The sequence below is a fragment of the Pseudomonas aegrilactucae genome (assembly GCF_019168305.1).
Taxonomy (GTDB): Bacteria; Pseudomonadota; Gammaproteobacteria; order Pseudomonadales; family Pseudomonadaceae; genus Aquipseudomonas; species Aquipseudomonas aegrilactucae.
In genome coordinates, this window is record NZ_JAHTBI010000053.1 from 104,362 (window position 1) to 115,135 (window position 10,774).

Annotated in this window: 12 protein-coding genes; all 12 read right to left on the reverse strand. The window is 64.2% G+C overall.

Annotated features, from left to right (window positions below):
- Positions 1–59 precede the first annotated feature (59 nt).
- Positions 60–1,556 (reverse strand): phage tail sheath subtilisin-like domain-containing protein, encoded by a 1,497-nt coding sequence (locus tag KUO17_RS16045; protein ID WP_217976516.1) that lies wholly within the window; start codon positions 1,554–1,556, stop codon positions 60–62.
- On the reverse strand, positions 1,556–1,738 hold the full coding sequence (locus KUO17_RS16050) for a DUF2635 domain-containing protein (RefSeq protein WP_217976517.1): 183 nt from the start codon (positions 1,736–1,738) through the stop codon (positions 1,556–1,558). The genes KUO17_RS16045 and KUO17_RS16050 overlap by 1 nt, the downstream gene beginning before the upstream one ends.
- Positions 1,735–2,319 carry a phage tail terminator protein gene (locus KUO17_RS16055; protein ID WP_217976518.1) on the reverse strand — a complete coding sequence of 195 codons (585 nt, stop codon included), beginning with the start codon at positions 2,317–2,319 and terminating at the stop codon, positions 1,735–1,737. The genes KUO17_RS16050 and KUO17_RS16055 overlap by 4 nt, the downstream gene beginning before the upstream one ends.
- A 17-nt stretch (positions 2,320–2,336) precedes the next feature.
- Complete coding sequence (locus KUO17_RS16060; protein WP_217976519.1) at positions 2,337–3,380, reverse strand: phage late control D family protein; 1,044 nt, start codon at positions 3,378–3,380, stop codon at positions 2,337–2,339.
- 62 nt (positions 3,381–3,442) lie between these two features.
- Entirely contained in the window at positions 3,443–3,649 is a 207-nt protein-coding gene (locus tag KUO17_RS16065) for a tail protein X (RefSeq protein ID WP_217976520.1), read from the reverse strand.
- Positions 3,624–4,469: a phage tail protein gene (locus KUO17_RS16070; protein ID WP_217976521.1), complete on the reverse strand. Its 846-nt coding sequence runs from the start codon at positions 4,467–4,469 to the stop codon at positions 3,624–3,626. Before KUO17_RS16070 ends, KUO17_RS16065 begins: the two co-directional genes overlap by 26 nt.
- Before the next feature lie 9 nt (positions 4,470–4,478).
- Positions 4,479–6,218 (reverse strand): hypothetical protein, encoded by a 1,740-nt coding sequence (locus KUO17_RS16075; RefSeq protein WP_217976522.1) that lies wholly within the window; start codon positions 6,216–6,218, stop codon positions 4,479–4,481.
- A gap of 158 nt (positions 6,219–6,376) precedes the next feature.
- Complete coding sequence (locus KUO17_RS16080) at positions 6,377–6,676, reverse strand: phage tail assembly protein (protein WP_217976523.1); 300 nt, start codon at positions 6,674–6,676, stop codon at positions 6,377–6,379.
- 9 nt (positions 6,677–6,685) lie between these two features.
- The gene (locus KUO17_RS16085; RefSeq protein ID WP_217976524.1) at positions 6,686–7,195 is read right to left on the reverse strand and encodes a phage major tail tube protein; all 510 of its coding nucleotides are present in this window, start codon (positions 7,193–7,195) and stop codon (positions 6,686–6,688) included.
- A 12-nt stretch (positions 7,196–7,207) separates the two neighbouring features.
- Positions 7,208–8,374, reverse strand: a complete 1,167-nt coding sequence (locus tag KUO17_RS16090) for a phage tail sheath subtilisin-like domain-containing protein (RefSeq protein ID WP_217976525.1) — start codon at positions 8,372–8,374, stop codon at positions 7,208–7,210.
- A gap of 86 nt (positions 8,375–8,460) precedes the next feature.
- Complete coding sequence (locus KUO17_RS16095) at positions 8,461–8,895, reverse strand: phage tail assembly chaperone (protein WP_217976526.1); 435 nt, start codon at positions 8,893–8,895, stop codon at positions 8,461–8,463.
- Between the two features lie 13 nt (positions 8,896–8,908).
- Positions 8,909–10,774 (reverse strand): gp53-like domain-containing protein (locus tag KUO17_RS16100; RefSeq protein WP_425274866.1); only part of this gene is annotated, 1,866 nt, incomplete at its 5' end.

A 10,774-nucleotide genomic window follows, 5' to 3' on the forward strand; every position in this document is an offset into this window, starting at 1 on the left:
CTCCAGAATGAAAAAGCCCGCACGCGGCGGGCCGAAACAAGGGTAGTCACCGCGCCGCGTCAGGCGAGCGCGTCGTACTGCAGGCGGAACTGGTTGAGCAGTGCGAACACCCGCAGGCCATTGATGTAGTCCGGCGGGAACAGCACGTTGACCCGGCTCGGGTCGTTGCCGTCGCGCTCCACCACCAGGTGCTGGGCGAACAGCTCGGCGTTCTCTACATGGCCTTCGAGCTCCAGCTTGGCGTACTGCGCAATCAGCTCGCCACGCAGGGTGGCGGGGGTCACGATCGGCTGACCGGCGCCGAAGCGGGTGCCGTCGCTGGCCAGCTTGTGGCGCCCGTACTTGCTGGTGATCACCCCTTGCAGGCGGCGGATGATGAACGCCGACTGGTGCAGGGTTTCACTGTCCAGATAGGAATTGTCGGGCTGGCCAAAGGCGTTCTTCTGGTAGGTGGTGATCGAGCGCTGGATACGTACCGCACCGCCCTCATAGTAGGCGGTGGCGATACCGTAGCTGAGCAGCGACTGACGCTCGCTCAAGGTGAAACGCTCGCTGGCGGCCGCCGGCTCCACACCGGGCAAGGTGCCGCTCTGGGTCGGCCGGCTGGCGTCAGCGGACAGGAACGCGGCGCTGCGTGCAGCCAACGCCGCGGCCTGTACCCACACGGGTTGCGGTACACCCGGCTCGATGCCCTGCAAGGTCATGTGCTGGTCGTTGCGCGCCTGTCCGGCGGCGACCAGGGTGCCGACGGTGCCGCGCTTGGCGCCGTAGACATGGCCGTACAGTTGCTTGGACCAGGACCAGCGGCCGGCACTGTCGTCCATGGCGGTTTTCCACGCATCCAGGCTGGTGCTGTCCGACCATGGCATGCAGATGAACTCGAACGGCTCGTCGCCCAGTGCCGCCAGTGCCTGGACCTGGTCCGGCACACCGACACCACCCTGCATCGGGCCAAGGGTCACGCCCAGGCCTGCCGGGGTCTGCTCGCCATGGCTGCGCCCCAGGCGGTTGAGGTGCAGTTTGAGGTCATTGCCGCTGTCACCGGACCATTTGCAGGTCAGGGTCAACAGGCCCTCGGCGGCCGTGGCAGTCACTGGCAGGTCGGCGTTGGCATTGATGCTCAACGCCAGCGCGGCGGCGGCCTGCACGGCAGTGGTGCCGGCGGCGACGGTGGCCTGAACGCGTACCCCGCCCACATACAGATTGATTGCACCGTTCTCGGTGGCGCCGCCGTCCAGCTGGAGCTCGGCCCTGGCTGCAGTGCCCTGGTCGTGGTGCAGTGGCAGGCACCAGACCTCGCCGAGCGGGTCGGCCTTGCGCCACGTCTCGTACATGCTTGCCAGCATCGAGCCCGGGCCGCCGAGCTGGCGGGCCAGCGCAACGCTGGACACCAGTACCAGCGCGCCGGTTTCGGCGCCAGGCAGGTTGTCGTTGACCTGGCCCACGATCAGCCGGCGCAGGTTGGACGCCGCGCTATTGGCGGCCGAGTTGTCCATTTCGGCATAGAACAGCGGTACACGAATGTCCGCGGGGATAGTGCTGAAGCCTACCGACATTATCTCGCTCCTTGGGTTTTTGCCGCCTTGGCGGTTGTGAGGGTGACGTCGCCATCGGCCAGGCGGCGGCGCCACCAGACGCTGTCGCTGACTTCACGGCCGGCCGCAGGCAGCAGGTCGCCGGCCACGGGGTCGGGTACGGCGCGGCCTGCGGCCGGCACCACGGTAATGCGAGGGGTCATGGGTTGAGTTCTCCGATAAAGGTCATTTCGATGCGCCCGTCCGGGCCGGGCTGGCGCAGGTTGGGATCGGCGGGGTCGATGGCATCGACATCGAGGCGAACGCGTTCCAAGGTTGCCAACCCGTCGAGTTGCCGTTCATGCCAGGTTTCGGCGGGCTGGCTCGCGCTGCTGCGGCCCAGTTGGAACGGCGCAATGAAGCGGTAGCGGTAAAGCACCCGGCTGGCATCGCACAGCAGCAGTTCGCCGCCGGCGTACTCCACCGGGTCGTGCGCAGGCTGAGGTTTCCAGCCCACCAGGGCACGCCAGAGCTCGGCGCGCAGGTCGTCGAGTTGTTCCAGCGCCTGGGCGGTGCCGGGGCCGGCATCGAGCAGCAGGAGCACCTCGAAGCGATCCAGCAGGCTTTGCCGTGTGGCGTTCTGAAGGTCGTTGCGCTCGGCGTCGTCGCCCGTCAACAACAGGCAGGTGGTGGGCCGGGGTTGTGGTGTGAGTTGCTTGATCGCCGCCAGGTCGAGCCCGACGACAGCTGAGTTGACCAGGCTGGGGCAGTGCGCCAACTGGTCAACCAGGGCACTGGGTTTCATGTGGGACTCCTGAGTAGTCAGGCAGGCCCGACCTCGGGTGACTGGCCGGATTTACCCTGACCTCCCTTGGCCGTAGCCTTGCCTTGCTTGCCGCCATTGCACTCGACCGTGGTACTCCACCCCGACGCGCTGAACACCTGCTCGATCGACTCGATCAGGTACTCGCCATCCAGGCCAGGCTTGAAGCCCTGGGCATCGAGCGTGCGCTCGACGAACAGGTCGGTACGGCCCGGCATTTCCAGGCGCAGGTTGGCGGTGCTGCGGTTGAGCGCAGCCAGGCGGGCCTTGGCGGCCTGCTCGGCGGCGTTGCGGTTGGGGTAGAGATGACGGTCGGTGTGCACCGCCGACAGGTCCTGCGGCGCGCCGTCGTTGTTCAGGTCGACCACCGTCTGGCGCCCGGTCCTGCTGTCCAGGTGCCGGGTTTGCACGGCCTTGTGCGTACCCTTGTCGTTCATGCGAAACTGCCAGCTGCGCACGTCGCTGCGACTGATCCGAACGTTGCCCAGCGCCTTGCCGCTGGCGCTCTTGCCGGCCTGGCGCGGCATCACCAGCAAACTGCCGTTGGCCACCTTGGCGGTGCAGTCGAACAGGCGCCCAAGGCGTGTGATGAAGTTGAAGTCCGACTCGTTGAACTGGTCAATGCGCGGGACCTGCACGGTCACCGGGCATACCGGTTGCCAGCCATTGCGCGCGGCAATGTCACGCACGATCTGCTGCAGCGTGACGTTTTCCCAACTGCCGCTGCGCACGGTCTTGCCGCTACCGCGCATGTCGCTGGCCTTGCCACGGATCACGATGCTGTCGGGTGGCCCGGACAGCTCCACCTCATCCACGGCGTAGCGCCCCAAGCGCGTCAACACCTGGCCGGCGTAACCCAGATGCACTTCGATGGCTGCGCCGCGTGCCGGCAGGGCCACCTGACCATCGCGGTCGTCGATGCGCAGTTCGAACTCGTCCGAGTCCATGCCCGGCTTGTCGGTGGTGCGCAGCAACAGCAGGCGGTCGTTGATCAGCGCGGTGATGTCCTTGCCATCGGCCACGATACGAAACACAGGTTGCATGGTTCATGCTCCGGAAAGGCCCGCCCCTGCTCAACGCAGGTTCGGGCGAAGTGGCAGCCTGCTCAGTCCCACAGTTGCACCAGGGCCTGGCTCGCCGGTGCCAGCGCGGGCAGCGTGATTGCCACCCCGGCACGAAAAGGCTGCGGCTCGTCGGCCAGGCCCTGGTTGGCGTCCAGCACGGCCTCGACGCTCCCGTTCAGATGCCCGTAATAGTGGTGGCAGAGGGTGTCGAGCAGGTCGCCGTCAGACGTTCTGCAAATCGTCGCCATAGCGGGTGAACTCCAGTGAGAATCCTTGTTTGCGCGGGATGCCACCCGCCAGCAGGCTGCTCTGGTCTTCCTCGATGCTGGTCAGGCACCAGTTGCCCAGTACCTCGCCGTAGCCGGTGGTCAGGCTCAGCGGCTGCAGTTGCCGGCCAATGCTGCGCAGCGTCTGCAACTGGCCGAGCCCGCTCTTGGCGCCGGGGAAGATCGTGCCCCTGAGGGTGATGCGCTCTTCGCCCAGCCCCACGGCCTGTTGCGCCGGGCTGCGCGTCAGGCGCTCCTGGCCGGCCCAGCGAAAGCGGGTCTGGCGGCGCAGTTCGTCGAAGGTCGCGGTGTCGAGGTTGAAGTAGTAAGGCTGCGCCTGCGCCTGCAACGACTGCAGGATCAGCAGGTGCGGGAACGGCTTGACCACCTCGGCCGCCGGTGTGGCCACCGGGGCAAAACTGCCGGTGGGCAGCAGGTTGCTCAGCGAGGGGCTGATACGGCCTGCCACCCGGTTGATGGCAACGGCGGCCTTGGCCACCTTCTGCTCGAAGACCACGATACGTTCTTTTACCAGCGCGACCTTCGCCACTGCGTGGCTGTACCTGTCCAGCACCTTGTTGACGCCCTTCTGCGCACGGTTGATGGCGCGCATCGTACGTTGCAGCCTGGCGCCGATCAGGGGCCCGACGTAGGGGATGTCCTCGAGCGCGGCGGCGGCTTCGGAGATATCGCTGATGGCGCCGGTCAGGGGCTCCAGCATCTCGTCGGCACTGCGCCGTCCCGCCTCCCCCGCTGCAATCAGCGCCCGCAGGGCTGAGTGCAGGTGGTCCATGTAGGTCATGGCAGCTCCTTAAACGTGGGTTGGGTCGGCCAACTGGCGATTGGCGGCCATGCGCGTCATCTCGTCGAACTGACGACGCACGATGGGCTCGATGTCGAGGGCCAGTTGAGCCGGGTCTGTGACGCTGCCCTGAACGGTGATGGGCATGTTCGGGGCGAAGGTGATCTGCTGGGTGATCGGCGCTGGCTGAACACTGGCCAGCGGTATCGCTGGAGGCAGCGACGCCAGTGCAGTGGGCTGCGAAGTGGCAGGGTTGAGCGTGCGCGTCACGTTACCCAGCACCGGCACAGCAGGTACCTGGAAGTCGCCACTGAAAACGGCGGGCCCGGAGGTGGAGGTGGAGGTGGCGCTGCCCTGCCCGCTCAGGGGCAGGGCAGCGGGGAAGACGACCCGCTGGCTGATCGAGTGGGGCTGAACACCTGTCGGCGCAGCCGCCGGGGGCAGCGACGGCAGTACCGTAGGCGGCGAAGCGACAGGGCTGGGCCAGCGCGTCACGTTGCCCGGCACCGGCCCGGCACGCACCTGACGCTCGCCACTGGAAACTGCGGCCCTGGGTTCTTCGCAGATGCAGGCGCCGCTTTTGACCGAGCCGGCCTTGAGCCCATCCTTGCACTCATCGCCGCGCTGGTCGCCTGCGGCGCCGGCCGTTGCCCCCCCTCCAAAAGGTGCGAGCACGCTCGCCCCCTCCAGCGTGAACCTGCCCTTCCAGGCTTGTTCAGCGGCCTGCCCCGGCGCCTGGTTTGCGCCAAACCAGCGCTTGTCCATCCAACCGGACATGCTCTGGCCTGTGCCTTGCCCTTTATCCGCGATCAGCAGGCTGGGGGGCGCCGTCGCCGGCATCCGGGTGAGATGGGTAATCGTATCGAATGCAGGTACTGGAGCAGCCTCGGTGCGCAACAGCGAAACAGGCTTGGGGGGTACAGACCGCTCACTGCCGGTTTGCGAGGCTGCCGGGTCGTCATACCAGAAATCTACCGCCAATCGACCGAGTTTCTCGCCCGCCAGCCCTCCCAGCATTTCAGCATACGGAACGAGTGCCTTGTTTTTGAAACGGCTTTCGGCGAGGTATCCCGCCAGCGTCGTGCCGATCAGCCCGCCCACGGTCTCGCCGTACTCCAGGGCCTTGTCTCTATCAGATTGGTCGCTAAAGTATGTGAGGCCTATCTTGATCGCGGACTCGGCGGCACCCACACCAACGTTCGCCATATTGAGCGATCCAAACATGCCCGGGGTACGCTTGCCCCTGCTGGGAGGGCCGCCAGGTCCAGCCGATGAACCCGGATCGGGTGGCCAATCACCGCGCGTATCGAGCAGATCACGCCGTGCACCACCCGATGGCATGCGCATCGCCGGCGACCCCAGCAGAATCTGCTGCCAGGCCGCCCTGTCCATCACCCCGGATGTCGCCTGCGCCGCACCTTGTGGTGGCATCGGCGCTTGCGCGACGGGAAAGGGATTTTCCGACGGCACCAGCGACTGATAGTGCTCACGCAGTGCGACCAGTGCCTGCACCTGCTGACGCAGCAGATCCAGATTGGCCTGCAGGTAAGGCTGGAGCGCGTTCGATGCCGCCGCCCCCCTGTCATGTGCCACCACCAGCTCATCGCCCAGGTGAATGGCCTGACCGATCATGTTGTCCAGCAGCCTGGCGTTGCTGCTTATGCGCTCCAGTTGCCGGATTCGGTCCTCGACCGTCCTGAACGCGGCACCCAGGGTCCAGCTGACCGAGGCACCGATGACCAGCTCCAATGCTGGTTTGCTTGCCATAATGTTCCCCTATGCGTGCGCGACACGCTCACTCCGTGAGCCACCAGACCATGTCGGCAAACGACATGGTCATGATCTCGGTGGCAGAAAAATTCAGCTCACGGGCAAGCCGCTTGGCGGCCACCTTCTGCAGGGAGGGGTCAAAGCTCGTCGTCTTGCACCAGGCGAAAATAGCCTGCCTGCAAGCGGCTGTAGTCCTTGAGCGCCAGGCCCTCCAGGTCCTTGACGCCCACCTCGGCAAGCGAGGCGAACAGGTTCAGCTCGCGCTGCTCGTCGTCACCGCTGGCGGCGGACTGCGCAGCACGAATGTCGCGCACCGTAGGCGAGCGCAACGACAGGCTGTCGACCTTGATGCCGTTGGCTTCGCTCGGCCTGGTCAGCGTCACCGCCACACCATCGGCGCCCAGCTTCAACCAGCTGGGCATTTTTGCTTGAGTCATGGGGGCTCCTTACAGGCCAAGGGCCGAACGTTGAGCGGCCAACTGGTCGACACCGTCGATCACGCGCTTCATGCCGACCGGGTCGATCTCGTAGATCAGGCGACCGCCGACTTCCAGCTTGTAGTAGGTGACGCCGACGGTGTGCTTGATCTCGGCCTTGTCACCGGCCTTCCAGTCGCCCATGTCGACTTCCTTGAGCGAACCGCGCAGGGTCACGATCACCGGGGTGATGGCGCCCTTGAGGCCCTTGAAGGCACCGCGGAAGGTGCCGTTGAAGGCGTTGCCGTCGGCCAGGCCGAAGAACTTCAGCGACTCGCGGCGTACGCCGGTGGTGGTAAAGCCGGCTTCCTGTTTTTCCATGCCCATGTCCATCTCGACCGGCATGTCCATGCCGCCCACACGGTGCTCTTCCATCTTCAGGGTGAGCTTGGGCAGGGTCAGACTGGTGACGTCGCCCTGGAAGCTGGTGCCATCGACGAACAGGTTCAGGTTTGCCAGGGTTTCGGGAATCATTGCCATGTTGTGTGCTCCTTACGCTGCGTTATCGAGAACTTCGGTCAGCCACTGGTTGGTGACCTCGACGCGGAAGTTGGGGTTTTCGGCCGGCGGTACGTCGGTGAAGCGGATGTTCCAGTACACCTTGCCCTGCTCCAGCTGGCTGGCGCTGTTGAGTTCCGGGTCGGCGAACACCTCGAAGTTGATGATCGCGCCCTGGGCCTTGAGGTCGCGCATGAAGGCCTGCAGGCCCTCGGTCACGTCCTTGACGTAGGTGGCGGTGATCGAGCGGTCGACGGCCCATTTGTGCCCGTAGAGGATCGCGTCCATCACGATGTCCATGGTGCGCACACGGGTGACGAAGGCCCATTTCGGGTCGCTGCTCAGGGTACGGTTGCCCCACAGGCGATAGCCGTCATCGCGGATGATGGTGGTGATGTTGGCGTTGTTGAGCAGGTTGGCGCGGCAGGTCTCGTCGCCGTCGAGGAACTCGATCGGGCGGGTGGTGCCGGTGATGCCGACGAACTCCTTGTTCGAGGGCGAGGCCCAGAAGCCATACTCGTTGTCGGTCCAGGCGAACAGGCCGGCAACCCAGGCCGAGGCCGCTGCATCGACCGTGGCATTGGCGCTGGTGTCCCAGTACTGCACGCCGGGGTCGACCATGAACGCGCGCTTGGCGCCGAAGTTTTCGGCGTAGGCCAGGGCGGCTTCGTCCGTGGTACCAGGGCCGTCGATGATGGCCAGGCCGCGCAGCTTGTCAGCCAGGGCGACCAGCGCGGTGCCGACGGCCTGGGTGGCGCTGTGTTTTGGGGTGACCAGCAGGCGTGGCTGGGCGTTGAAACGGCTCTTGCCGTCGAGCAGGGCCTGCAGGCCGGTGCGCTTGCCGTCGGCCAGCACGCTGCCGATGATGGCCGAGGCTTGCTCGGCTGCGTCGGCCACCTTGGCCACGCCGCAGGCAACGATGACCGCCTTGGCCCGTTGGTAGATGGCCTGGCAGGCACGGGTGATGGCCGCGTCGGCGCCGAAGGCAGCGATGGCTTCACGCTCGCTGGTAATCAGTACCAGGTCGTTGAACTTGGCGCTGGCGGTCGGGCCTTCGGTGAAGGTGTCCACCAGCCCGATGATCGAGGACGACGGCAGCGCGATGGTGCGGGCGCCGGTGTCGACGTTTGTTACGGTGACGCCGTGAAAGAAACCACTCATGGGAATGCTCCAGAAACGAGAAGGCCCCGCAATGCAGGGCCAAGAAGGGTGAAACCAGAATGAGAAAGCCCCGATAGTGCGGGGCTTTATTGGGTTTGCTCGGCGATCCAGGGCGGCACCAAAGGACGCCCGGCCGGACTGGGGAACTGGAGCGCTAGCGGCCAGTCGCGCAACTCCTGCCGGTAGGCCAACAGCTTGGCGAACTGCTCAGTTGTCAGCTTGGTCGGCCGCTGCATGTCCAGCTCATCGCGGTGACGGGTTACAAGCCATTCGGTCGACGACACTTCGGCGTCACGCCAGGCTCGCTCAGTGGCGGCCAGCTCCTCGGCCGTCAGCTCGACCTTGGGCGGGTCGATCAGGATCGGGAGACCTCCGGCGTCATGACTGCGTATCTTCCCGGCTGGCGGGCTTGCAACCACCTCCAGAAATCTCTCCTCGGAGATTTCTACCGCATCACCAGGGATGTCGGAGTGAATTTTCGAAAGGTAAGTTGCACCCGTCGAGGGGCTGTAGTAACGCATAGAAACCTCCTTTTCAGTTCCCAATCGCAAGCCACATCAGCGGCGGAGTATTTGACGGCGCGGTCGCTGCAATCAGACCTGTATCACTCGCGACGACGTTCTGTGCCCAGGTGAACTCTGTTTTGGACGTTGCCCGGCATGCGGCCAGATACGTCCCCCCGCGCGTGTCAAGGGTCCCACTCCCAAACATTGCAAGTGCGGCGTTCGGGAAAGCCAGCGGGAATGAAGCGGTTTTCAGGCCCGGCCCTGCCGAGGTAGAGGCCATCCCCCACTGAAGAATCAGTCCACCCAGCCACGATGGAAAGACTATGTAACCGTTGGTCGTGAGGCGGATTGAGAAACCATTGCGCACCTTCTTCGGCGTGACGATCGTCGCGTCATCGGCTCCGGTGTTGACCTGTGCCTGAGTAGCGATCTTTCCGGTTGTTAGCACTTCTTCCCAGTCCGTCCAGGTGCGTCCCGACGTATAGGTGCGAACTGCAATTTTAGGGGCGCCTCCTGCAAGCCCTGAAATCAGGGTCTGTGCCAAGTGGCCGGATGAACCAAGGCCCGCGACTACCATGCTGTGCCGTTGTGATACGTTCCACCCTGGCGGGATATTCACTAATTCCGCAAACGCCGTAAGGTAGTTCCCCGGAACCATGAAATTGTTCATGTCGGTTTCAGATGTAACGATGGCCGCACCAATACCAAACGACGCCGGGCTGAGCAGTGCTCCGGCCGTCAAGTCCAAGGGGCCGGATTGCTTGGGCGTATCAGCACCATTCCAGATCGGCACCCATGGCTTCCAGACGCCTGAATCGCATCGCCGGAAGAACATCCGGTCGTAGAGCCGGTCGATCATCAGTTGTGTTTCGCTTCTGGCAGTACCGCCGGTGTAACTCATGTGCAGGACCTGAGCCCCCTGGCTCACGGCTGGAACTACTGGTGGCAAGCCTCCAGTGGTTGAAGTCCCAACGCTGTAAAGGCCACCCACTTCGAGTGCGTCCAGCGAACCAGCGACAACGGGGGAGTTTCCACCCAGCCCGAACGATCCAGGCGAAAGCATCGCACCAATTGAAGCGTCTAAAGCATCGGTTTGTTTTGGCGTGTTCACACTGTTCCACAACTGCCCCCACTCCCCCCAGACACCAGTGCTCATGCGAGTTCTGAAAAATGCCATCGGAGTCCCCGCAGTCAACGTGTCCCACAACTGCGTGGACATGTTGGAGCTGCCACGCTCCAAATGAAGCAAAGTCCCGTTGGGTACGGTTCCGCTACCAAAAGCGGGAGGATAGGATGGCTTGGCTCCCGTACTGGTGATGGCAATCAAATAAACACCAGTTTCACGAATCTCGTCGATGTTGCCTCCAAAGTTGGCAGCGTTGGAGCCTATTCCAAAGTTCGCCATGATCGCCCGCACCGACGCTGCGTTGGCCAGTTTGGTACTGGTGTCGGTACCCGCCAACGTTGGCGCCGTCGGGGAGCCAGTCAACGCTGGACTTGCCAGCGGTGCCTTCAACGACAGCGCGGCGTTGACTTGAGTAGTTGTGAGCACATCGGTCAGCCCATAACCTGCCACGGTGGTCGGATTGGTGGCGGCCACGATACGGCCATACTTGTCGACAGTGACACTGCGATAGGTACCAGGTGCCACGCCTGTACGACCAAACGCCATTTCGAAAACAAGCGAAGAGACACCCAGGGTAACTGGCGCATCGGTAACCAACTGCCAGGCGCTATCACCGTTATCCCCACCTTTTTCTACAAGCACCAGCAAACCGGGCGTGACTTTGGCATTGGTATCCGCATCGGTACAGCGCGTCCAGGCACCACCCGCAACCACCAGATACAACCCATTATCCTTCCCCGCCGCCTGGTTCTTCACCAGCACCCGCGC